23 protein-coding genes are annotated in these 22873 nt (G+C 31.6%); 7 read left to right on the top strand and 16 right to left on the bottom strand.

Annotation, left to right across the window (positions count from 1 at the left end; all coding sequences use genetic code 11):
* Positions 1-203 precede the first annotated feature (203 nt).
* The 5 genes from L0U77_RS07395 (at position 204) to L0U77_RS07415 (ending at position 3283) form a co-directional block, all read left to right on the top strand.
* Positions 204-917 carry a MotA/TolQ/ExbB proton channel family protein gene (locus L0U77_RS07395; protein WP_101917758.1) on the top strand — a complete coding sequence of 238 codons (714 nt, stop codon included), beginning with the start codon at positions 204-206 and terminating at the stop codon, positions 915-917.
* An 8-nt stretch (positions 918-925) separates the two neighbouring features.
* Positions 926-1363 carry a hypothetical protein gene (locus tag L0U77_RS07400; RefSeq protein WP_101917757.1) on the top strand — a complete coding sequence of 146 codons (438 nt, stop codon included), beginning with the start codon at positions 926-928 and terminating at the stop codon, positions 1361-1363.
* A gap of 6 nt (positions 1364-1369) precedes the next feature.
* Positions 1370-1996 carry an ExbD/TolR family protein gene (locus L0U77_RS07405; protein ID WP_233897891.1) on the top strand — a complete coding sequence of 209 codons (627 nt, stop codon included), beginning with the start codon at positions 1370-1372 and terminating at the stop codon, positions 1994-1996.
* Positions 1997-2014: 18 nt separating this feature from the next.
* Positions 2015-2485 carry an ExbD/TolR family protein gene (locus L0U77_RS07410; protein WP_233900962.1) on the top strand — a complete coding sequence of 157 codons (471 nt, stop codon included), beginning with the start codon at positions 2015-2017 and terminating at the stop codon, positions 2483-2485.
* 117 nt (positions 2486-2602) lie between these two features.
* The gene (locus L0U77_RS07415; protein WP_233897890.1) at positions 2603-3283 is read left to right on the top strand and encodes a porin family protein; all 681 of its coding nucleotides are present in this window, start codon (positions 2603-2605) and stop codon (positions 3281-3283) included.
* Here L0U77_RS07415 and L0U77_RS07420 read toward each other — a convergent pair.
* The 11 genes from L0U77_RS07420 to L0U77_RS07470 all read right to left on the bottom strand — a co-directional run bounded on the left by L0U77_RS07420 (position 3278) and on the right by L0U77_RS07470 (position 14871).
* The gene (locus tag L0U77_RS07420) at positions 3278-3877 is read right to left on the bottom strand and encodes a hypothetical protein (protein WP_101917753.1); all 600 of its coding nucleotides are present in this window, start codon (positions 3875-3877) and stop codon (positions 3278-3280) included. The two genes, L0U77_RS07415 and L0U77_RS07420, sit on opposite strands and share 6 nt — an antisense overlap.
* Positions 3877-5337: an RNA polymerase factor sigma-54 gene (gene rpoN, locus L0U77_RS07425; RefSeq protein WP_101917752.1), complete on the bottom strand. Its 1461-nt coding sequence runs from the start codon at positions 5335-5337 to the stop codon at positions 3877-3879. The genes L0U77_RS07420 and rpoN overlap by 1 nt, the downstream gene beginning before the upstream one ends.
* An 84-nt stretch (positions 5338-5421) precedes the next feature.
* On the bottom strand, positions 5422-6855 hold the full coding sequence (gene asnS, locus L0U77_RS07430; RefSeq protein WP_193700082.1) for an asparagine--tRNA ligase: 1434 nt from the start codon (positions 6853-6855) through the stop codon (positions 5422-5424).
* A 97-nt stretch (positions 6856-6952) separates the two neighbouring features.
* Positions 6953-9316 carry an efflux RND transporter permease subunit gene (locus L0U77_RS07435; protein WP_233861076.1) on the bottom strand — a complete coding sequence of 788 codons (2364 nt, stop codon included), beginning with the start codon at positions 9314-9316 and terminating at the stop codon, positions 6953-6955.
* Between the two features lie 191 nt (positions 9317-9507).
* Positions 9508-10062, bottom strand: coding sequence for a ribosome recycling factor (gene frr, locus L0U77_RS07440; RefSeq protein WP_101917749.1), 555 nt, complete (start codon positions 10060-10062; stop codon positions 9508-9510).
* A gap of 53 nt (positions 10063-10115) precedes the next feature.
* On the bottom strand, positions 10116-10823 hold the full coding sequence (gene pyrH / locus L0U77_RS07445; protein ID WP_101917748.1) for a UMP kinase: 708 nt from the start codon (positions 10821-10823) through the stop codon (positions 10116-10118).
* 112 nt (positions 10824-10935) lie between these two features.
* On the bottom strand, positions 10936-11904 hold the full coding sequence (gene tsf / locus L0U77_RS07450) for a translation elongation factor Ts (protein ID WP_233884559.1): 969 nt from the start codon (positions 11902-11904) through the stop codon (positions 10936-10938).
* Positions 11905-11995: 91 nt separating this feature from the next.
* On the bottom strand, positions 11996-12796 hold the full coding sequence (gene rpsB, locus L0U77_RS07455) for a 30S ribosomal protein S2 (protein ID WP_233900963.1): 801 nt from the start codon (positions 12794-12796) through the stop codon (positions 11996-11998).
* 180 nt (positions 12797-12976) lie between these two features.
* On the bottom strand, positions 12977-13363 hold the full coding sequence (rpsI, locus tag L0U77_RS07460) for a 30S ribosomal protein S9 (RefSeq protein ID WP_058884242.1): 387 nt from the start codon (positions 13361-13363) through the stop codon (positions 12977-12979).
* Positions 13363-13818, bottom strand: coding sequence for a 50S ribosomal protein L13 (gene rplM, locus L0U77_RS07465; protein ID WP_101917744.1), 456 nt, complete (start codon positions 13816-13818; stop codon positions 13363-13365). Before rplM ends, rpsI begins: the two co-directional genes overlap by 1 nt.
* Positions 13819-14022: 204 nt before the next feature.
* On the bottom strand, positions 14023-14871 hold the full coding sequence (locus tag L0U77_RS07470) for an OmpA/MotB family protein (RefSeq protein WP_233884545.1): 849 nt from the start codon (positions 14869-14871) through the stop codon (positions 14023-14025).
* 148 nt (positions 14872-15019) lie between these two features.
* Here L0U77_RS07470 and L0U77_RS07475 point away from each other — a divergent pair, with 148 nt between their 5' ends.
* Positions 15020-16084, top strand: coding sequence for an FAD:protein FMN transferase (locus L0U77_RS07475; RefSeq protein ID WP_233897888.1), 1065 nt, complete (start codon positions 15020-15022; stop codon positions 16082-16084).
* A gap of 192 nt (positions 16085-16276) precedes the next feature.
* Here the strand turns inward: L0U77_RS07475 and L0U77_RS07480 are convergent, their stop codons facing one another.
* The 5 genes from L0U77_RS07480 to L0U77_RS07500 all read right to left on the bottom strand — a co-directional run bounded on the left by L0U77_RS07480 (position 16277) and on the right by L0U77_RS07500 (position 20999).
* Positions 16277-17071, bottom strand: coding sequence for a class I SAM-dependent methyltransferase (locus tag L0U77_RS07480; RefSeq protein ID WP_233897887.1), 795 nt, complete (start codon positions 17069-17071; stop codon positions 16277-16279).
* Position 17072: 1 nt separating this feature from the next.
* Positions 17073-17891: a type I methionyl aminopeptidase gene (map, locus tag L0U77_RS07485; RefSeq protein WP_101917741.1), complete on the bottom strand. Its 819-nt coding sequence runs from the start codon at positions 17889-17891 to the stop codon at positions 17073-17075.
* Between the two features lie 29 nt (positions 17892-17920).
* A complete protein-coding gene (locus L0U77_RS07490; RefSeq protein WP_233884543.1) occupies positions 17921-18451 on the bottom strand; it encodes a thioredoxin domain-containing protein in 531 nt (176 codons plus the stop codon).
* A 10-nt stretch (positions 18452-18461) separates the two neighbouring features.
* A complete protein-coding gene (gpmI, locus tag L0U77_RS07495; protein WP_233900964.1) occupies positions 18462-19979 on the bottom strand; it encodes a 2,3-bisphosphoglycerate-independent phosphoglycerate mutase in 1518 nt (505 codons plus the stop codon).
* 246 nt (positions 19980-20225) lie between these two features.
* Positions 20226-20999: a M48 family metalloprotease gene (locus tag L0U77_RS07500; protein WP_101917737.1), complete on the bottom strand. Its 774-nt coding sequence runs from the start codon at positions 20997-20999 to the stop codon at positions 20226-20228.
* A 131-nt stretch (positions 21000-21130) separates the two neighbouring features.
* Between L0U77_RS07500 and L0U77_RS07505 the strand changes: the two genes are divergently transcribed.
* The gene (locus L0U77_RS07505) at positions 21131-22873 is read left to right on the top strand and encodes an aromatic amino acid hydroxylase (RefSeq protein ID WP_101917736.1); all 1743 of its coding nucleotides are present in this window, start codon (positions 21131-21133) and stop codon (positions 22871-22873) included.

Below are 22873 nucleotides of genomic sequence, written 5' to 3' on the forward strand. Positions count from 1 at the left end.
ACTACCTGAAATCGTTGTAGAAACAAAAATGTTTTATAAATAACCTTAAATTTTTTAATGTACCAACATTTTTTTGTTACTTGGCACTCTGAAAATTAAACTTTATCAAATAAATAAAAATCACTTATTTGTAAAAATTTAAGTTTTTTCTAGTAAAATTTGTATTTTTAACCCATTAACTATTTAAAATTAATTATAACAAAATGAAGAAAGTAGTAAATTTCCTAACTGTTGCAGGATTTATGTTTTTAGGGGCTATTCAGTCAACTTATGCTCAAGAAGCAGAAAAAACTTTTCACCAAGAGTTAAAACAACGTTTTATTGAAGGAGATCCTCAGTTTATGGGTATCGTATTAGTTGCATTAATTTTAGGATTAGCAATTGCAATTGAAAGAATTATTTATTTAAACATGGCTACAACCAATACTAAGAAATTAGTAGAAAGTGTAGATGAAGCTTTAAGTTCTGGTGGTATTGAAGCTGCTAAAGAGGTTTGTAGAAATACAAAAGGACCTGTTGCTTCTATCTTTTTCCAAGGATTAGAAAGAGCTGACGAAGGTTTAGAAGCTGCTGAAAAAGCCGTAGTAGGTTATGGTGGTGTACAAATGGGATTATTAGAGAAAAATGTTTCTTGGTTATCTTTATTTATTGCATTAGCTCCGATGTTAGGGTTCATGGGTACTGTAATTGGTATGATTGAAGCTTTTGATAAAATCGCAGTAGCAAATGATATTTCTCCAGCCGTAGTAGCAGGTGGTATTAAAATTGCACTTTTAACAACTGTATTTGGTCTTGTTGCAGCAATTATTTTACAGATTTTTTATAATTACATCGTTTCTAAAATTGATAGTATTGTAAATAATATGGAAGATGCTTCAATTTCGTTAATCGACTTACTTGCTAAGTATAAAAAATAATCAATCGTATGAATAATAAAATATTAACATTACTTGTAGCGGCAATATCACTTATCGGTGTTGCGTTATTTGTAAACGTTGTAATAATAGACAAAGAAAACGTAGAAGCGGTTTCTAACGCTGTTTCTCCTTTAGTAAGTTATTCATATTATTTACTAATTGTAATTGTAATTGTAGCTGTAGTAATTTCACTATTGAGTATGCTTAAAAACCCTGCCGCATTAAAGAAAACTTTATTGGGTGTTTTAGTTTTAGGGGTACTTTTAGTAGTGTCATATATGCTGTCTTCTGACAGTCAAGTATTAGGTCCTGATGCAGGAGTATTAGTTGCAGCAGGAAGTACTTCTAAATGGGTAGGAACAGGAATTAGTTTTACCTTGATTTTAGGTGCAATTGCAGGAGCATTTTTTGTAGTAGATTTATTAAAAGGAATCGTTAAATCATAAGTAAATATGGCAAGAAGAGAAAACCCAGAAATTAATGCAGGTTCTATGGCAGATATTGCATTCTTGCTACTTATCTTTTTCCTTGTAACAACAACAATGGATGTAGATTCAGGTATCCCTAAAAAGTTAGCTGAAAAATCTGATGTTGTACCACCTATTGTAAAAGAAAAAAACATTTTTCAAGTAAGTATTAACAGAAATAACCAATTGTTCGTAGAGGATCAAGGTATGGAGTTAAAAGACTTAAAAGATGCGGCTGTTAAATTTATAGATAACGGTGGAGGTGTTGGTAACCCAATGCCTGGGAAAGAAGCAGGTACATCTTGTAATTATTGTAAAGGAGCTAAAGATCCAGCTTCTTCAGATCATCCAAATAAAGCCATTATCTCTGTTGAAAGTGATAGAGGTACTGAGTTTGGAATGTATGTAGCTGTTCAAAATGAATTGTTAAAAGCCTATGCTGAATTACGTAATAGATTATGTCAAGAAAAATACGGCATGAGCTTTACAGAATTAGAGAAATCTTTTACAGCAGGAGCAAGAAAAGACGATTCATTAAGAAAAAAAGTAGAAGATATTAAGAATAGTTATCCTCAAATTATATCGGATACTGAGCCAACAAATGTTCAATAGTATTAAAACAATTTAAGTATGTCTAAATTTAAAAATAAGAAAAAAGAGATGCCAGCAGTGAATACTTCTTCACTTCCTGATATTGTTTTTATGTTATTATTCTTTTTCATGGTAACAACGGTAATGAGAGAAAGTGATTTAGCAATCGAAAATCCTCGTTTACCTAGTGCAAGTCAAGTAAAGAAACTGGAACGTAAAAGTTTAGTGAGCACTATTTATGTTGGTAAAGCTAAAGATGCTAAATATGGAAAGGGATATAATAGAATTCAGTTAAACGATAAGATTGCCACACCTGATGATGTGCCTTCTTTTATTTTCTTAGAAAGAGGAAATGTATCGGAAGCTGAAGTACCTTTTATGACCACTTCTATAAAAATGGATAAAGAGTCAAGTGTTGGTACATTATCTGATATTCGTGAGAAATTAAGAGACGTAAATGCGCTTAAATTAAGTTTATCTACGCATAAATCAGCAGATATAAAAAAGTAATTACTTTTTTAAATAAATAAAAAAAGGACAATCATTTTGATTGTCCTTTTTTTGTGTAAAATAACGTACATTTAGCGAACTTTAACAAGTATTAGTCAAGTTCCAAGATTTATTATTATGAAAAATAGTTTCATTTTATACCTGTTTTTTTTATCAATAAGTATGTTTTCTCAAAAGGATTCGCTGCAAATTGGCGATTCTTACTGGGAAGATCAACTGTATTTAAATATTTCATTTACCGCCTTAACAAATCAGCCTCAAAAACTTGATAAAAAGTTACATAAAAGTGGTTTTTCTTTTGGGTTTTCAGCTGGATATATTAGGGATATTCCTGTTGTAAAAAGCGGTAAAATTGCGATTGGTATCGGTTTAGGTTATGGTTTTGATTCTTTTAATCATAGTTTAAAAGTTATTGAAGGCGATCCTACTGGTTTTAAAATTGACAAAAATATTAGTACCAATAAACTAAAAACACATAATATTGAAATTCCTATTCAGTTTCGATTACGAACATCTACTCAAAATAGTTATGCTTTTTGGAGACTTTATACAGGAATTAAATTCAGTTATAATTTAAAAAACACCTTTAGTTATATGGAATCAGATTCAGAAATAAGTTTATCAAATTTAGCTGAGTATCATACATTTCAAACAGGTTTAACGCTGTCAGCAGGCTATAAAACGTTTAATTTTCATGCCTATTATGGAATAACGCCTATCTTGAAAAATACGTATTTACATGCTCATAAAATTAAAACTAATATTGTACGTATTGGTTTGAGTTTTTATTTATTATAAAATATAATAAGCAAAAAAAGGACTGGCTATTCCAATAAAAAAACCAAGATATACTTCTTTAACAGTATGTGCTTTTAACCGGAGTCTAGCACTTGCTAAAACTCCTGAGAGCAATATAAATACCATACTTATTGGAAGTGTGTATATGTTATGGATTTGCTGAAAAAGCATGAAATACCCAATAATTGCGCCCATTGAAAGTAGGTGTAAACTTGCTTTTATTTTTGTTACAAAAAGAATATAAATAAATCCTAAGCCAAATACAACGCCAAAAAAAAGATAGCTTAAATCTTTAATACTTGTGATTTCTAAGAAAAATTTTCCTAGTAAAAAAAGTAACGACATCATAAAGAAAACGGGTATTTTACGTTCTTCAATACTATGTACTTCATACGATTTTATATAGCCAATTGCTTTTAAAAAAAGCAATAATAGTATAGGAATAATATAGGTAGCAACAAATACAACGCCGAGCATCATATATTGTTGATAACGGCTTAAATTAATCGGTGTTAAGATAAAATATAGCAACATTCCTATTGTTGGTATCACAATAGGATGCAAAATTGTTGATATAAATTTAGCCCAACGCATTATATTTCTTTACGTAATCTAGCTACGGGAATATCTAATTGTTCTCGATATTTAGCAACGGTTCTACGGGCAATTAAATAGCCTTTTTCTTTTAAAAGAATTGATAATTTCTGATCTGTAAGAGGTTTTCGTTTGTCTTCTTCTTGAATAACGGTTTCTAGAATTTTTTTAATTTCACGAGTGGAAACATCTTCTCCTTGATCATTTTTCATTGATTCAGAGAAAAACAATTTTATTAATTTCGTTCCGTAAGGCGTTGCGACATATTTACTGTTGGCAACTCTAGAAACGGTAGAAATATCCATGTTAATTTCCTCGGCAATATCTTTTAAAATCATTGGTTTTAGCTTACGTTCATCACCTGTTAAAAAATATGCTTCCTGACGCTTCATAATAGCATTCATCGTAATTAGCAAGGTTTGTTGTCGTTGTTTTATCGCGTCGATAAACCATTTTGCGGCATCTAATTTTTGCTTGATAAACATGACGGCATCTTTTTGCGTTTTGCTTTTCTTTGTAGCATCGCTATAGCCTTTAAGCATGTTATTATATTCACGAGAAACGTGTAATTCTGGTGCGTTTCTAGAATTTAAGGTAAGGTCGAGCGTTCCATCAATAATTTGTATGGAAAAATCGGGTACTATTTGTTCTGCAAATTTATTATTTCCAGCGTAGGAGCTACCTGGTTTTGGGTTTAATCGTGCAATTTCTTCAATTACTTCTTTTAGTTTTTCTTCACTGATTGTAAACTTTTCGAGTAATTTTTTATAGTGTTTTTTTACAAAATGATCAAAAGCATCTTCAAGAATAGCAATGGCTAATGTTCTTGTTTCTTTTGCTGATTTCGCTTTTAATTGAATAATTAAACATTCTTTTAAGTTACGAGCACCAATTCCGATAGGGTCTAGTTTTTGAATTACATTTTTTAAAATAGCGATTACATTTTCTTCTGATGTAAAAATATTTTGTGTAAATGCTAAATCATCTACTAAATCAATAATTTCTCTACGGATATAACCACTATCATCAAGGCTTCCTACTAGAAACTCTGCAATAGCACGTTCTTCTTCGTTAATAGGATAGGTTGTTAATTGATTATTTAATGATTGATGAAAGCTAGTTCCTGAAGCATAGGGAATTTGTTTTTCTTCATCATCTGCCGAATAATTGTTCGCTTGTGTTTTATAACTAGGATATTCATCATCACTTAAATACTCATCAATATTGATGTCATCCGTATCTATTTTTTCATTTCCATCATCGTAATCTTCGGCATCTGTTAGGGTGTCTTCAAAGTTTTCAGGCTCTTCTTTACCCGTATCTAGTGCTGGATTTTCTTCAATTTCTTGCTTTAAACGCTCTTCAAATGCTTGTGTAGGCAATTGAATTAACTTCATCAACTGAATTTGTTGAGGCGATAACTTTTGAAGTAACTTATAATGTAAACCTTGTTTTAGCATACTTACAAATATATGAAATTAAGCACAAAAAAAAATCGTCATTCTATGAGGAATGACGATTCGTATCTTTAAAAAAGATATATATTAAAATTCTGCATTTTGTGGTGTTCTTGGGAAAGGAATTACGTCACGAATATTGCTCATTCCTGTGGTGAATAAAACCAAACGTTCAAAGCCTAAACCAAATCCTGAATGTACTGCTGTTCCGAATTTACGAGTATCTAAATACCACCATAATTCTTCTTCGTCAATGTTTAAATCGGCCATTTTAGCTTTTAAAACATCTAAACGTTCTTCTCTTTGTGATCCTCCAACCATTTCTCCAATCCCTGGAAATAAAACATCCATAGCACGAACTGTTTTACCATCGTCATTTAAACGCATGTAAAATGCTTTAATTTTTGCAGGATAATCGAATAAAATTACAGGACATTTAAAGTGTTTTTCTACTAAATAACGCTCATGTTCCGATTGTAAATCAACACCCCATTCTGTAATAGGAAATTGAAATTTCTTCTTTTTATTAGGCTTCGAATTGCGTAAAATATCAAAAGCTTCGGTGTAAGAAACACGTTTAAAGTTGTTGTTCGCTACAAAGTTTAATTTTTCAAGTAAGCCCATTTCGCTACGTTCAGCTTGTGGTTTTGTTTTTTCTTCTTGCGTTAAACGATTATCTAAAAAGGCTAAATCATCTTTACAGTTTTCTAAAACATATCCTAAAACTGATTTGATAAAATCTTCAGATAAATCCATATTGGCATCTAAATCATTAAATGCAACTTCAGGTTCAATCATCCAAAATTCGGCTAAATGACGTGTTGTATTTGAGTTCTCAGCTCTAAAAGTAGGGCCAAAAGTATATACTTTTCCTAATGCCATCGCGTAGGTTTCAGCCTCTAACTGTCCAGAAACGGTTAAATTTGTTTCTTTTCCGAAGAAATCTTGTGTATAATCAATTTCTCCTGCTTCGTTTAACGGTGCTTTATTGGTATCAAAATTAGATACGTGGAACATTTCTCCAGCACCTTCAGCGTCAGAACCTGTAATAATAGGCGTGTTTACGTAGTTGAAACCATTTTCTTGAAAGTATTTATGTACACCAAAAGATAATGCCGAACGAACTCTCATTACCGCACTAAATGTATTTGTTCTGATACGTAAATGTGCGTTTTCTCTTAAAAACTCTAAGCTGTGTTTTTTTGGCTGAATTGGGTATTCATCAGGATTTGAATCGCCTAAAATTTCTAGTTTTGTAACTGTAATTTCTACCGACTGTCCTTTTCCTTGACTCTCTGTTAAGGTTCCCGTAATGCTTACGGCAGCACTTGTTGTGATTCTTTTTAAAAGTTCTTCCTCTGTATTTTCAAAATCTACAACACATTGAATATTATTAATGGTAGATCCATCATTTAAAGCAATAAAACGATTGCTTCTAAAGGTTCTAACCCATCCTTTTACGTGTACTTCTTGTAAAAATTTATCAGAATGTAATAATTCTTTAACGCTACTTCTTTTCATCTTTTAAAAATTGAATAGCAAAGATACTTTTTTACAAAGAATTTAGCAATTTTGCTATTTAAAATAAAATAAAAATCAGTTTCTCGTTATATCGAATTTATTCTTCTTCCTTTGGCGGTAAAATTTTAAAATTAGTTTCTTTCAATACTTTTTTATTCGCAATTTTCTTTTCAAACGAAAGTAGGAGTGATGGTAATAATATTAAATTCGATACCATCGCTAATAATAACGTTACTGAAACCAAGCCTCCTAAAGCAATCGTTCCTCCAAAACTGGAAATCGTAAATACCAAAAATCCAAAGAATAAAACAATAGAAGTGTAAAACATACTCACGCCAGTTTCCTGAAGTGCGGCATAAACGGCAGGTTTGATTTTCCAATTATTTGCTAATAATTCTTGACGATATTTTGCTAAAAAGTGAATGGTATCATCGACAGAAATACCAAAAGCGATACTAAAAACTAAAATAGTAGAAGGTTTTATTGGGATATTAAAAAAGCCCATTAATCCAGCTGTTATCAACAAAGGAAGCATGTTTGGAATTAATGAAATGAAAATCATTTTATACGAACGGAACATCCATGCCATAAATATCGCAATTAATAGAATAGCTAATGATAATGAAATTGCTAAATTTTTAATCAGATAATTTGTTCCTTTTAAGAAAACTAACGCTTTTCCTGTCATCGAAACGGTAAATTTATCTTCAGGAAATTGTTTTTTGATAACGGCATTTAATCGATCTTGAATAATGTCCATTTTATCGGTACCTACATCTTTCATAAATGTCGTAATTCTGGCATATCTTCCAGTACTATCTACAAAGTTTTTAAGCATATTCGAATTACCATCGGAATTTTTAGTGTAGGCAAAAATGTGTGCTTTTTCTTGACTCGTTGGTAATTGATAATATTTAGGATTTCCTTTATAAAAAGCTTGTTTTGAGTATTTAACCAAATTGGTAACCGAAATTGGTTTGGATAATTCTGGAAAAGATTCGATGGTTTCATTTAATTTTTCCATCTTTTTTAAGGTAGAAAGTTTCATGACACCTTTTTCTTTTTTGGTATCAATCAAAATTTCCAAAGGCATGATACCGCCAAATTCTGTTTCAAAGAATTTAATATCCTTATAAAACTGCGCTTCTTTGGGCATATCTTCAATTAAACTTCCCGAAACACGGATTTGATATACGCCAATCATACTTAATATAATTACCGAAACAGTGGTAATATAAATAGTATTTCTGCGTTCTTTTACCATGCGTTCCATCCACGAAACTACATTGTTCATCCATTTATTTTCCAAATGATTTAAATGTTTTTCCTTTGGAAGTGGCATAAAACTGTAAATAATAGGAATTATCAATAGCGCTAAAATAAAGATGCTAATAATATTTATAGATGCTAAAATTCCAAATTCTCTTAATAAATTACTTTTCACAAAAATAAAGGTTGCAAATCCTGATGCAGTGGTAATATTGGTCATTAAGGTTGCATTTCCAACCTTTGAAATAACACGTTGCAAAGATTTTGCTTGATTTCGGTGTTTTTTTATTTCTTGCTGATATTTATTGATAAGAAACACGGCATTTGGCACACCAATCACGATAATTAATGGTGGAATTAACGCTGATAAAACGGTGATTTCATAGCCAAATAATCCGATAAAACCAAATGCCCAAATAACACCAATTCCTACAACGAGTAGCGTAATAAAAGTAGCTCTAAACGAACGAAAAAAGAAAAAGAAAATAACGGCTGTAATTCCTAATGCGCCTAATACAAAAAGACTCATTTCGTCAATAATATTTTGAGAATTGATCGTTCGTATGTATGGCATTCCAGACATTCGTACATCTATTTGATGGTCATTTTCAAATTTTTCAACGGTAGGAATTAATATATCTGCAATAAAATCTCTACGAGCAGGCGTGTTTACAATTTTTTTATCAATATAAAGTGCTGTTTGTAAGGTTCCTTTATCGTTGTATAATAGGTTGTCGTAAAAAGGCAGTTTTTCAAACAATTGTTTTTTAATCCTGAGAACCTCTTCATTGGTTGTTGGAGCTGTTTCAAACAATGGTTCAAGTACAAATTTCTTGTTTTTTCGGTCTGCTTTTAATTGTTTTACATCTGCAATTGAAACTGTAAAATCGACTTGTGTTGCTTTGTTTAAATCTTTAACAAGTTTATTCCAAGCATTGAATTTTACAGGCGTAAAAATAGTAGAATCCTTAATTCCTAAGATCACTAAGTTTCCTTCTTCGCCAAAAATTTCTAAAAATTTATTGTATTGTATGTTTGCTTCGTGATCTTCTGGAAGTAAATTTGCTTCGGTATAGGAGAAGCGCATATACTTCATTTGGGTGACTAAAAGCCCCGTAACAATCGCAATAGCGATTAAAACTAGATATCGGTTTCTTAATATAAATCCTGCGATTTTAGTCCAAAAAGTCATTCAAATATTTTTTGCAAAGTTATGTTAAATGAAATTATTAAACCAAAAAAAGAGTGTCTTTAAAAAACACTCTTTTTATTTATTTTTTATTCGTTGTTTATCTAGGTTCTTTATCTTTTTTTGCTGTTTTTTCAGCGGATAAAGAATCAAAATATGTTTGAAAATACGTTTAAAATATTTTCAATTAATTCTTAAACAGTCATAATTTCTTTTTCTTTCACGACTACTTTTTCATCAATAATTTTACTGAAAGTATCGGTTAATTTCTGTACACTTTCTTCGGATATTTTTTTAACATCATCAGAAACATCGGCTTTTTTGATATCGTTATTAGCATCTTTACGTGCATTACGTACGCCAACTTTAGCGTGTTCAGCTTCAGCTTTACATTGTTTTGCTAATTCTTTACGACGTTCTTCTGTTAAAGCAGGAACGTTTATAATAATAACATCGCCATTATTCATTGGATTGAATCCTAAATTAGCGTTCATAATTGCTTTTTCAACTTCTTGAAGCATATTTTTTTCCCAAGGCTGAATGGTAATTGTTCTAGCATCAGGAGTGCTTACGTTGGCAATTTGCCCTAAAGGAGTTGCTGCGCCATAATAATCAACTTGTACATTTGCAAGCATTGCAGGTGATGCTTTACCAGCTCTAATAGTACGTAATTCTTTTTCTAAATGTGCGATTGCATTATTCATTGCCTCTTTGGCAGCATCTAAAATAAAATCAATTTCTTCGTTCATTTTGCTTGTGTTTAGTGTCCTCTGAAAAAATTAAGAGGTTGTATTGCTATTTATTAATTATCAACGATTGTTCCAATTTGTTCTCCAGAAACTAATTTTAATAAGTTTCCTTTTTTGTTCATATCAAAAACGATAATTGGAAGTTTATTTTCTTCACTTAAGGTAAAAGCGGTCATATCCATTACTTTTAATCCTTTGTCAATAACGTCTCTAAAGGTGATATTATCGTATTTTATGGCATTTTTATCTTTTTCAGGATCTGCATTATAAATCCCATCGACTCTAGTTCCTTTTAAAATGGCATCGGCATTTACTTCGATAGCTCTTAAAACTGCTGCTGTATCAGTAGTGAAATAGGGATTTCCAGTACCTCCGCCAAAAATAACGACACGACCTTTTTCTAAATGACGATTTGCACGACGTTTAATATAAGGTTCTGCTATTTCTTTAATTTCGATTGCTGTTTGTAAACGGGTATGAATTCCTTCAGCTTCTAAAGCACTTTGCAAAGCTAAACCATTAATACAAGTTGCTAACATTCCCATGTGGTCACCTTGTACTCTGTCCATGCCTTGGCTTGCTCCAGCAACCCCTCTAAAAATATTTCCACCGCCAATAACAATGGCAATTTCAATGTTTTTAGCTATTACTTGTTTTATTTCTTGGGCGTATTCTTTAAGTCTTTTAGGATCAATACCATATTGAAGGTCGCCCATTAATGATTCGCCGCTTAATTTTAAAAGGATTCTTTTATATTGCATAATCTTGTTGAAAGTTATGCAAAATTACGCATTTTTTTTGAGTTTGAATTTTGATAAAACAAAAAACCATCCAAAAAATGGATGGTTTTAAATATTTTGTGATGTTTAAGAATTATCCTAAAGTAACTCTTACAAAGTTTTTAACTTCTACGTCACCAAAAGAAGAAACATATTCTGCAACAGTTTTCTTTTCGTCTTTAATAAACTTTTGATCTAATAAACATTGTTCTTGATCTAAAGTTGTGTTATCAGAGATAAATCTTTCCATTTTTCCTGGTAAAATTTTATCCCAAATTTTTTCTGGTTTCCCTTCTGATTTTAATTGCTCTTTGGCAACTTCTTCAGCTTGTGCTAAAGCAGCCTCAGTTAATTGTAATCTAGAAACATATTGAGGAACGTTTTTTAAAGTTTTACCTAAACGTCCTAATTCGATGTTATCTTTAGCGATAACAGCAATTCTTGCTTCAGTTTCAGCTTCTACATAAGCAGGATCAAAATCTTTGTAAGACAAAGAAATTGCACCCATTGAAGCAGCTTGCATTGCTAAGTCTTTAGCTAAAACAGCAGCATTATCTACCGCAGCAGATAAACCAACCATAGCAGCAATTTTACCAATGTGTGTATAAGAACCTACGTAAGGCGCTTCTAATCTTTCGAAAGAAGTGATGTCGATTTTTTCACCGATAACACCTGTTTGTTCGATTAATTTTTCAGCAACAGTTACTCCACCGAAATCAGCAGCTAAAAATTCTTCTTTACTTTTAGTATCAAAAGCAATAGCAACAAATTCAGCAGCTAAATCTTTGAAAGAATCATTTTTAGAAACGAAATCTGTTTCACATGCTAATACAATAGCAACCCCATAAGTATTATCATCACTAATTTTAGTGATAGCAACACCTTCAGTAGAATCTCTATCGGCTCTTTTAGCAGCGATTTTTTGTCCTTTTTTACGTAAAATATCAATTGATTTATCAAAATTACCTTCAGCTTCTACTAATGCATTTTTACAATCCATCATACCGGCTCCGGTAGTTTCTCTTAATTTTTTTACGTCTGCAGCGCTAATTTTTACTGACATATCTATTGTTATTTTTTAGTTGTGAATTTATACTTGTAAAAATAGTTAAAGGTTTCAAGTAAATGAAACCTTTAACGGAAATAAATTGAAATTATTTAGCTTCTTCTTCTTCTTCTTTAGCTGGTGCTTTAGTAGCAACAGTTTCAGTAGTAGTAGCTTTTACTTCTTTAGCTTCTTCTTTAACAGGAGTAGCTACTTTTTCTTTGTCAGCCTTTCTTTCAGATAAACCTTCAGCAATAGCATCAGTTACATAAGATAAAACTTTATCAATAGATTTTGAAGCATCGTCATTTGCAGGAATTACGTAATCTACTGGTCTAGGATCAGAGTTCGTATCAACTAATGCAAAAATTGGAATGTTTAATTTTGTTGCTTCAGCAATTGCAATGTGTTCTTTTTTAACATCGATTACAAATACAGCCGCAGGTAAACGAGTCATATCAGAAATAGAACCTAAATTCTTTTCTAATTTCGCTCTCTGACGGTTAATTTGTAACTTTTCTCTTTTAGATAAAGCGTCAAAAGAACCATCTAACTTCATTCTATCAATAGTAGCCATTTTCTTAACAGCTTTACGGATAGTTACGAAGTTTGTTAACATACCACCAGGCCAACGCTCGGTAATAAAAGGCATGTTAATATTAGTTGCTCTTTCAGCTACAATATCTTTCGCTTGCTTTTTAGTTGCAACGAATAATATTTTACGTCCAGAGTTTGCTATTTTTTGTAAAGCTGCAGCAGCTTCGTCAATTTTAGCAGATGTTTTATACAAATCGATGATGTGAACACCGTTACGTTCTGTATAAATGTATGGAGCCATGTTTGGGTTCCATTTTCTAGTTAAGTGACCGAAGTGCACTCCGCTTTCTAATAATTCTTGAATATTTGCCATTTTAATAAAATGTGTTTACGTTCTGTTTTCACAATATTTCAGTAGTTGTAAAAAGTCTGAAATATTTAGATACTAAACTGTTAAAAATAAATGTATAAGTAACAGTCTCTTTTTGAAAATAAATTAAAAACTATTAACAATATCTTTTGCAAGGCATTGTTAATAATTTGAAAATATATATTAACGTTTAGAGAACTGGAATTTCTTACGTGCTTTTTTCTGACCGAATTTCTTACGTTCAACCATTCTAGGGTCACGAGTTAATAAACCTTCTGGTTTCAATACTGCTTTGTGCTCTTCGTTAATTGCTACTAATGCTCTAGTAATTGCTAAACGAATTGCTTCTGCTTGACCAGTAATACCACCTCCAAAAACGTTTACTTTAATGTCATAAGACTCTAAGTTCTCAGTTAACATTAAAGGCTGTTGGATTTTGTATTGTAAAGTTCCTGTTGTAAAGTAGTTCTTAAAGTCCTTCTTGTTAACAGTAATGTTTCCTTTACCTTCTGAAAGATAAATACGAGCAACTGCTGTTTTTCTTCTACCTATTTTGTGTACAGTTTCCATTATATAAGATCTTTAAGGTTAATAGCTTTTGGGTTTTGAGCAGTTTGTTGGTGCTCAGTACCTGCATACGCATATAAGTTTTTGTATAAAGCGCTTCCTAATTTATTTTTAGGTAACATTCCTTTTACTGCTTTTTCGATTAATCTTGTAGGATCTTTTTCGAACATTTCTGTAGCAGTTAATGATCTTTGTCCACCTGGATAACCTGTATGACGGATATAAGATTTATCAGTCCATTTTTTACCAGTTAAAACAATTTTTTCTGCGTTGATAACAACCACGTTATCTCCACAATCTACGTGAGGAGTATAATTTGGTTTGTACTTACCTCTAATTAGCATTGCTATTTTAGAAGCTAGACGACCCAACGTTTGCCCGTCCGCATCAACTAAAACCCACTCTTTATTAACAGTGTTTTTGTTTGCTGATACTGTTTTGTAACTTAATGTGTTCATAATTACACGATTAGTTTTTGTTTATTAATATATGATTTTATCCTTAAAAAAGGTGTGCAAATATACGGCTAATTATTTGATTGACAAATAGTAGGTTTGTTTAATTTTTTCTAATAAAAAAACGTGCAGTTGCACGTTTTTTTATTTATGAAATAGTATTTTGAATAAAAATGCTCTAATTTTTATTCTATTTTTCAGGTTATTTTACTCTGTTTTTTGTTCTAATAATTCAAAAAATTGATTTAAACGTGGTAAAATAATAATTTTTGTTCGTCTATTTTTGGCTTTATTATCAGGAGTATCGTTTGCTACTAATGGCACATAACTTCCTCTACCAGCTGCGATTAATCTTTTAGGAGCAACGCTGTATTTATTTTGTAATTCACGAACAATAGCTGTTGAACGTAATACACTTAATCCCCAGTTATCTATTAGTCTAGATCCTTTCGAAACAGGTGTATTATCAGTATGTCCTTCAATCATTATATCCATTTCTGGCTGACCATTTACAACCGTTGCTACTTTTCCTAAAACTTTAGAGGCTTTATCAGAAATTGTATAGCTTCCGCTTTTAAATAATAGTTTATCAGAAATCGAGATAAAAACCACTGTTTTTTCTACGTTAATAGTGATATCTTCATCATCAATACCTTGTTGTAATTCTTTTTTCAGATGAAAAGCAACGACTAAATTTAACGAATCTTTTTTAGAAGCTGCTGCTCTAATTCGGTTAATATATTTGTCTTTTTTGCTTAATTGCGTTAAGGTTTCTTTGATGTTATCATTTGCTCCTTTGGTTAAAACGGTTAAGTTTTCTACTTGTTGAAGCGTATTTTGTTTGTCTTGTTTTAAATCACCAACGGATGATTTTAAGGTATTTACTTTTTCTTGACAACTTTCTTTTTCAACTAAACATTTCGTTAAATTTGCCTTTACAGCTAATAATTCATCTTTTGTTTTTTCGTGCTTAGTTTTTAAAGCGTTTAATTCTTTGGTAGAAACACAAGATGCTAGTAAAAAAGAAGCGGTAATAACTAAAAATATTTTCTTCATTTTAGGCTGTTTTTAAGTGGTGAATTAGTATTGTTTTGAAAAATACAAATTTATGAAAATCAATGCGTAAAAAAACAGAATTAACAATCTTTTATGAAGCGATAATGATTTATTTTTGTCGTTACATTTTAAATATTAAATTTTTACGATGATTCAAAATAGAATTTGCACAGTATTTTTAAGATTATTATCAATAATATTTCTATTATTATTTTTGATTTCTTGTAATCAGAAAAAAGAAATAACTCCTACGAAATTAGCAGGTTTTGTATTTGGAACAACGTATCATATTACCTATTTTGATGCTCAAAATCAAGAAATCGCTCAAAAAACAATCAATAAAACGACTACTAAAACGAGTGAAAAATTAAATAAAAAGTTGCTTCAAAAATCAATTGATAGTTTATTTAATTTAGTGAATAAATCATTGTCTACGTATTTACCAACTTCCGATATTTCTAGGATTAATCAAGGCGATACCACGGTAGTTGTTGATGCGATGTTTATCGAAGTTTTTAAAAAAGCTAAAAAAATTCATCAACAAACCGATGGTTATTTTGATCCAACGATTGGAAAATTAATTGATGCGTATGGTTTTGGAGCGGGAAAAGAGATTAAAAATTTAACATCCGAAGAAATTAAAAAACTAATGATTGGCGTTGGTTTTGATAAAGTAAAATTAGAAAATAATAAGGTTTATCGTGAATCAGATCATATTGAATTTAATGTAAATGCTTTTGCAAAAGGTTATGGAGTTGATATTATCGGTCGATTTTTAGAGGATAAAAACATTGAAAATTATTTGGTAGAAATAGGAGGGGAGATTCGAGCGAGAGGAAAAAAGAACAGTAAATTATGGAAAGTAGCGATTGAAAAACCAAATATTGATGGCACACGTTCGCTTCAAAAAGTTATTTCTTTGGATAATGAATCGATGGCAACTTCTGGGAACTATCGAAAGTTTAAAATCAATGAAAACGGCGATAAAATTGTACATACGGTAAATGCAAAAACAGGTTTGGCAAGTCAAAGTAATTTATTGAGTGTTTCGGTTCGTTTAAAGGGCGATTGTGCCGATGTTGATGCCTACGCAACCGCTTTTTTAGCCATGGGATTAGAAAAAACGAAAGCATTTTTACAAAAATATCCTGAATTAAAAGTAGTCCTATTATATAATGACGAAAATAATGAGTTAAAAGAATTTGAAAATTAAGAAATCGCATCCGTCAACCTGAATTTATTTCAGTTTTTTTCATGATTTTTGTCAATTCGAGTGATTTTAATGACTAAAAGGAATTAAAATTGTATCGAGAATTTGAATTTTTTTATGTTGATGAATTTTGATGCTGAAAAAGTTCTCGATACAATTTTTTGAAGGAAAAAATCACTCGAACTGACAGTTTATTTAAAGGCTCTTAAAACAAACAGGCAGAATTTCGTCTTTCATCAATGCAAATCGTGCTAGTTTTTCTGGGGCGATTTTTTGTGTCAAATCAACCTCATCAACCTTAAAACCTACGGAACGAAGTTTGTCGAAATAATCACGCCCATACACGCGAACATGATCGTATTGACCGAATATTTTGGTGCGTTCCTTTTCATCGGTAATGGAATCGTCTTCAAAAGTTTTTTCTCTTGATAAATCTTGAGGAATCTGAAAAATTCCAAATCCGCCAACTTTTAAAACCCTGTATAATTCTTGCATTGCTTTGGTATCATCAGAAATATGTTCTAAAACATGATTGCAAAAAACAACATCAAACTCATTATCTTTAAAAGGTAAATCGCAAATATCGGCTTTTACATCCGCAATTGGAGATTCTAAATCAGCAGTAATATAGTCTAAGTTTTTTTGCTTTCTGAAGATATCTAAAAAGCATTGTTCAGGCGCAATATGAAGTACTTTTAGTTTTTTATCCGAAGAACTATTTAAGTTATTTGAAGCTAAAAAATTTGTTTCATTTTGTAAATATAACCATAATAAACGGTGTCTTTCTAAGGATAAAGTAGAAGGAGAAAGGGCATTTTCTCTTTGATTTTGATATCCGTAAGGCAAAAATTTGCGAAAAGATTTTCCATCAATAGGATCTGTAAAAACATCGCCTTGTAACCACCAAGAAATTACTGGGCGAACCCAGTAACTTGCTTTAATTAATAAAGGTCTTGGAATGGTGTTTAATATGATTTTGAATATTGACAAATTATATTGTTAAAGGTTGTTGTCTAAATTCGTCTTCTTCATTTGTTTCAATTCCTAATGCTTCATGTATATATTTGAAGGTAGAAAGTAATTCTGGTTTTCCATCAACAATAGCAACATCGTGTTCAAAATGAGCGGAAGGTTTGTTGTCTAAAGTTGTAATTGTCCAACCGTCATTATGTTGTAAAATTTTATGTGTTCCTAGGTTTGTCATCGGCTCGATGGCAACAACCATTCCTTCGATAAACTTTTTCCCACGACCTCTACGACCGTAATTTGGCATTTCAGGATCTTCGTGCATTACACGTCCTAAACCATGACCAACCAATTCACGAACTACACCGTATCCATGTTTTTCAGTAAAGTTTTGAATAGCAAAACCAACATCACCGACACGATTTCCTACTTTTAATTCACGAATACCAACATATAAACTTTCTCTGGTAACGTCTAATAATTTTTGCGTTTCAGGAGCGATTTCACCCACTGCAAAAGTATAGGCGTGGTCGCCATAAAAACCATTTTTAATCGAACCACAATCAATGGAAATAATATCTCCTTCTTGCATTGGGTTTTTATTCGGAATTCCGTGTACTACTTGTGAATTTGGGCTCATACAAAGGCTATTCGGGAAATCATACAATCCTAAAAAACCAGGAATTGCTCCTTGTTCACGGATAAATTCTTCGGCAAGTTTGTCTAAATATAAAGTGGAAACACCAGGTTTCACTTCTTTAGCTAACATTCCTAAAGTTTTTGATACTACTAATGCACTTTCACGCATTAACTCTATTTCTTCTCTAGTTTTTGATTTAATCATCTTAAAAATATTGAAGGACAAATTTACGGTTATTTTTGATAAGGATGTGTGTATGGCTTGCCAGAAACTATTTTTAAAATATCTTCTTCGATAGTACTACCATCAAGTGCATGCTCAACAAAACGACCAATTTCTTTTCCATCTTTATAAAAAATGAAGGTTGGTATTCGAATAATATCAAGTCCTTTTTCTAATCCATTTCCTTTTTTCTTACGGTTAACAGCTACTATTTCTGAATTTATATAGTTAAAATTAGCTTGATCTAAAATTTTATAAAAATTAGGAAGTACGCGTTGGCTATCTCCACACCAAGTTGCTACAAAACCTCTAATAGTAACATCTTTTAGATGTATTTTCAATTTATTAATCGTTTTTTTATCGGTTTGGTAATACCTATAAAAATCATTAAACCATTCTGAGGCATAAGGTTCTTGTTTAAAATCTTTTTTGGTAGCAATTCCGACTAAGTCATTCTGATTATTTTTAGTAGCAGGCTCTCTTGATATTGATGCACAAGAAGTAACTAATAATACAATAAATAAGTATGTTATTTTTTTCATCGGTATAATTTTAAATTAACGAATCTTGTGTCATTTCTTTAGGTTGCGGTACGTTCATTAAGTGCAAGATAGTTGGTGCAATATCACCTAAAACGCCATCTTTTATAGTTTTTAAATCGTTATCGATTAAAATCATCGGAACAGGGTTCGTGGTGTGCGATGTATGTGGTGAACCATCAGGATTCATCATTGTTTCACAATTACCATGATCAGCAATTACAATAGTGGTATAATCATTTTCTAAAGCCGTTGTAATTACATCTTTTACGCAATTATCAACTGTTTCACAAGCTTTTACTGCGGCATCAAAAACGCCTGTATGTCCAACCATATCGCCATTTGCGAAATTTAAGCATACGAAATCAACAGTGTTATTTTTTAATTCAGGAATAATAGCGTCTCGGATTTCATACGCACTCATTTCTGGCTGTAAATCGTAGGTTGCTACTTTTGGCGATGGACATAATAAACGTTTTTCGCCTTTAAATTCTTGCTCTCTTCCTCCAGAAAAGAAAAAAGTTACATGTGGATATTTCTCCGTTTCCGCAATTCTAATTTGCGTTTTACCTGCGCTTTCTAAAACTTCACCTAAAGTATTTTCAATATTATTACTATTGTAAATTACTTTAATATCTTTAAAAGTTTCATCATAATTTGTCATGGTAACAAAGTATAATGGTAATTTTTTGGTATTAAGTTTTGGAAAATCTTTCTGATTCAGAATTTCGGTTAATTCACGACCTCTATCAGTTCTAAAATTAAAAAAGATAACAACATCATCTTCTTTAATAGTTGTTTTAGGTTGATTTTTTTCATCAACCATAATAATAGGTTTTACGAATTCATCCGTAATATTTTCATCATAGCTTTCTTGAATACTTTGGGTCGCATCTGTAGAAAAACTTCCTTTTCCGTTTACTAAAGCATCGTGAGCTAATTGCACTCTTTCCCAACGATTATCTCTATCCATAGCAAAATAACGCCCTGTAATTGTCGCCAATTCACCGGTGGTTTTTTGCATATGTTCTTCTATCTCATTGATAAAATATTTTCCAGATTTAGGATCACAATCACGACCATCAGTAAAAGCATGTAAAAAAACATTGTCCAATTTTTGCTCGTTTGCGATGGATAAAAGTCCTTTTAAATGATTGATATGAGAATGAATCCCACCATTAGAAACCAATCCTAAAAGATGAACATTTTTATTGTTTTTTTTGGCGTAATCAAAAGCTTTTAATAATTCAATTTCTTGCGCTAAAGTTCCTTGTTCAACAGCCTTGTTAATTTTAGCAAGATTTTGATATACAATTCTACCTGCGCCTAAATTCATGTGTCCAACTTCCGAATTCCCCATCTGTCCTTCAGGCAAACCGACATGTTCTCCATCAGTACGTAATTGTGCGTGTGGAAATTTATCATATAAAGAATTTATGAAAGGCGTTTTGGCGTTGTATATAGCAGAAACTTTTGGATTTTGGGTAATTCCCCAGCCATCGAGAATCATTAAAATTACTTTCTTGTTCATTTTTGTTGAATTGAACGGTAAAAATAAGAAAGATTTTATCGTTTTATAAAAAATAAACAAATGTATTATTTGCTATAAAAATTATTTGAAGTTATTTCCCGCTTTCCGCACTCGCTTTTTTTTAAAGAAAAATCAAAAACAGCCCTCAAACAATTGCTTCAATCGGGGCTAGGATTTAATTTTCTGCAAAAAAAAATGCTTTTATAAATTATTTAAAATCATTTTGAGTTATTATTTTATCAATATTTATTTACGATACTTTCGAATCGCGTTTTTAATTTTTTCGATTCTATTTTCAGGATCGGGATGTGTACTTTGAAATTCTGGAGTTCTGTTAGGTCCTGCGGCAGCTTTTAAAATTTGCATAACGCCAATTAAACTCTCAGGATTATAGCCTGCATCAATCATTAATTTAACACCTAATTCATCACTTTCTAACTCATCGCCTCGACCATATTTCATGTTAATAACATTGGCAATTCCTGCCATTCCTTGTGCAGTACTTGGGTCAAAACCGACAGAAGCTCCTGAGAGTAATCCTTGTGTTAAATCTTGTTTTGCCATGCGAGCCGCAGAATGTCGCCCGATAACATGTCCAATTTCATGTCCTAAAACGCCCGCTAACTGATCTTTATTTTTCAACTTTGAAAACAATGCATAGGTAATAAATACTTGTCCTCCAGGAAGTGCGAAAGCATTAATAGTTCTTTCATCTCTTAATAAATGAAATTCAAAAGGATAGCCAGATTCTCTAGCAATACTATTGTCAACTAATTTTTTTCCAATTTGGTCCACTAATTTTTGAGCATCTATATTCGGATGTAATCCACCGTGTTGTTGTGCCATTTGAGGAGCGCTACTTAAGCCGATTGCAATTTCTTGTTTCGGAGAAATAGAAATATGTTGTTTTTGACCTGTGTACGGATTTGTTTCTGCACTAGCGCAGTATTTTACCAAAGCAAAAAGTGCGATTGCTGCACCAATTAAAAGTCTAATTTTTAAACCTCCGCGATTTCTCATAATTTTTCTTTTTTTAATTTTTTTGATAAAAGTAAATATACAATTTATATATTTTAACGAATATCGATTTTTTGTAAACGATAAAAAACTTAATTTTACCTTTACAAAATAGTTACAAAATAATTGAAAATATGAAACCTCATTTCGAGTTAAATGACGTAACAAAAAAATTACCAAAACATCTGCATAAATTTGTTGTTCAACAACCGTATGATGAATATACAGCTCAAAATCAGGCGGTTTGGCGATATGTAATGCGAGTAAATGTTGATTATTTAGGTAAAGTTGCTCATTCATCATATTTAAAAGGATTAGAAAAAACAGGTATTTCTGTAAATAGCATTCCGTATATGGAAGGAATGAATCGAATTTTAAAAGAAATCGGTTGGGCGGCAGTTTCTGTTGATGGCTTTATTCCGCCAAATGCTTTTATGGAATTTCAAGCCTATAATGTGCTGGTTATTGCTTCGGATATGAGAACTATCAATCATATTCAATACACGCCTGCTCCAGATATTATTCACGAAGCCGCAGGACATGCTCCAATTATTGCAAATCCAGAATATGCAGAGTATTTACGAAGATTCGGTGAAATAGGTTCAAAAGCAATTTCATCCGCAGAAGACTATGAAATGTATGAAGCAATTCGATTATTATCGATTTTAAAAGAAGATCCAAATTCAACCCAAAAAGAAATCGCCCAAGCGCAAGAAAAAGTTACCTATTTACAAGATAATATGGGCGAATTATCTGAAATGGCACAAATTCGAAATCTGCATTGGTGGACAGTCGAATATGGCTTAATCGGAACACTTGAAAATCCGAAGATATACGGCGCAGGATTGTTATCATCTATAGGAGAAAGTAAAGGTTGTCTGAAATCAAAGGTTAAAAAAATAGCCTATTCGATAGCTTCTGCAACGGTTAATTTTGATATCACCAAACCACAACCACAACTTTTTGTAACCCCAGATTTTGCCCATTTAAGCTTCGTTTTAAATGAATTTGCAAATACGATGGCACTTCGTACTGGAGGATTATCTGGAGTTCAAAAATTGATAACATCTAAAAATTTAGGAACTGTTGAATTAAGTACAGGAATTCAAATTTCAGGGATGTTTAGCAACGTAATAAAAGATGAAAATGGGAAAATTGCGTACTTACAAACAACAGGAAATACTGCTTTATCAAACAGAGATAAAGAATTAATTGGACACGGAATTTCGTATCATGCCGAAGGTTTTGGAAGCCCAATTGGGAAATTAAAAGGTATTAATTTGCCGATCGAAAATATGAGTCCGCGCGATTTAGAAGCCTACGGAATTTATGAAGGAAAAAATATCAAATTAGAGTTTGAAAGTGGCGTGCTTGTTACAGGAAATATCATCACGGGAACACGCGATTTAAGAGGGAAAATTTTAATCATCTCTTTTAAAAACTGTACAGTTACCTATCAAAATGAAACATTATTTGAACCTTCTTGGGGAATTTATGACATGGCAATCGGTAAAAAAGTGGTTTCCGCTTATTCAGGTCCTGCCGATGTTACTTCTTTTGAAAATTTAGGGAAAGTTTCTGAAACGAAAACACATAAAATAACATATACTAAAAATCAGCAAGAATTATATACATTATATGCCGAAGTTCGAGAAATGCGAGAACAAAAACAAGCCACAAATAGCAATATTGAAACCATTTTTCAGCGCTTGAAAAAAGAGTTTCCAACAGATTGGTTGCTCGTTTTAGAACTCTATGAACTATCCGTAGAAAATAATTTTAGCATCAAAAATGAACTGGAAAAATATTTAGAAAACTTAAAAAGTAACAAGAGTTACAAAGCTTTAATAGAAAACGGACTACATTTGTTGCCGTAG

It is taken from the genome of Tenacibaculum piscium (assembly GCF_021390715.1).
Classification (GTDB): domain Bacteria; phylum Bacteroidota; class Bacteroidia; order Flavobacteriales; family Flavobacteriaceae; genus Polaribacter; species Polaribacter piscius.

Excerpts from the sequence above, each read along its gene's own strand:
- L0U77_RS07395 (WP_101917758.1), top strand. The coding sequence starts at position 204 with ATGAAGAAAGTAGTAAATTTCCTAACTGTTGCAGGATTTATGTTTTTA.
- L0U77_RS07400 (WP_101917757.1), top strand. The coding sequence starts at position 926 with ATGAATAATAAAATATTAACATTACTTGTAGCGGCAATATCACTTATC.
- L0U77_RS07405 (WP_233897891.1), top strand. The coding sequence starts at position 1,370 with ATGGCAAGAAGAGAAAACCCAGAAATTAATGCAGGTTCTATGGCAGAT.
- L0U77_RS07410 (WP_233900962.1), top strand. The coding sequence starts at position 2,015 with ATGTCTAAATTTAAAAATAAGAAAAAAGAGATGCCAGCAGTGAATACT.
- L0U77_RS07415 (WP_233897890.1), top strand. The coding sequence starts at position 2,603 with ATGAAAAATAGTTTCATTTTATACCTGTTTTTTTTATCAATAAGTATG.
- L0U77_RS07420 (WP_101917753.1), bottom strand. The coding sequence starts at position 3,877 with ATGCGTTGGGCTAAATTTATATCAACAATTTTGCATCCTATTGTGATA.
- rpoN (WP_101917752.1), bottom strand. The coding sequence starts at position 5,337 with ATGCTAAAACAAGGTTTACATTATAAGTTACTTCAAAAGTTATCGCCT.
- asnS (WP_193700082.1), bottom strand. The coding sequence starts at position 6,855 with ATGAAAAGAAGTAGCGTTAAAGAATTATTACATTCTGATAAATTTTTA.
- L0U77_RS07435 (WP_233861076.1), bottom strand. The coding sequence starts at position 9,316 with ATGACTTTTTGGACTAAAATCGCAGGATTTATATTAAGAAACCGATAT.
- frr (WP_101917749.1), bottom strand. The coding sequence starts at position 10,062 with ATGAACGAAGAAATTGATTTTATTTTAGATGCTGCCAAAGAGGCAATG.
- pyrH (WP_101917748.1), bottom strand. The coding sequence starts at position 10,823 with ATGCAATATAAAAGAATCCTTTTAAAATTAAGCGGCGAATCATTAATG.
- tsf (WP_233884559.1), bottom strand. The coding sequence starts at position 11,904 with ATGTCAGTAAAAATTAGCGCTGCAGACGTAAAAAAATTAAGAGAAACT.
- rpsB (WP_233900963.1), bottom strand. The coding sequence starts at position 12,796 with ATGGCAAATATTCAAGAATTATTAGAAAGCGGAGTGCACTTCGGTCAC.
- rpsI (WP_058884242.1), bottom strand. The coding sequence starts at position 13,363 with ATGGAAACTGTACACAAAATAGGTAGAAGAAAAACAGCAGTTGCTCGT.
- rplM (WP_101917744.1), bottom strand. The coding sequence starts at position 13,818 with ATGAACACATTAAGTTACAAAACAGTATCAGCAAACAAAAACACTGTT.
- L0U77_RS07470 (WP_233884545.1), bottom strand. The coding sequence starts at position 14,871 with ATGAAGAAAATATTTTTAGTTATTACCGCTTCTTTTTTACTAGCATCT.
- L0U77_RS07475 (WP_233897888.1), top strand. The coding sequence starts at position 15,020 with ATGATTCAAAATAGAATTTGCACAGTATTTTTAAGATTATTATCAATA.
- map (WP_101917741.1), bottom strand. The coding sequence starts at position 17,891 with ATGATTAAATCAAAAACTAGAGAAGAAATAGAGTTAATGCGTGAAAGT.
- L0U77_RS07490 (WP_233884543.1), bottom strand. The coding sequence starts at position 18,451 with ATGAAAAAAATAACATACTTATTTATTGTATTATTAGTTACTTCTTGT.
- gpmI (WP_233900964.1), bottom strand. The coding sequence starts at position 19,979 with ATGAACAAGAAAGTAATTTTAATGATTCTCGATGGCTGGGGAATTACC.
- L0U77_RS07500 (WP_101917737.1), bottom strand. The coding sequence starts at position 20,999 with ATGAGAAATCGCGGAGGTTTAAAAATTAGACTTTTAATTGGTGCAGCA.
- L0U77_RS07505 (WP_101917736.1), top strand. The coding sequence starts at position 21,131 with ATGAAACCTCATTTCGAGTTAAATGACGTAACAAAAAAATTACCAAAA.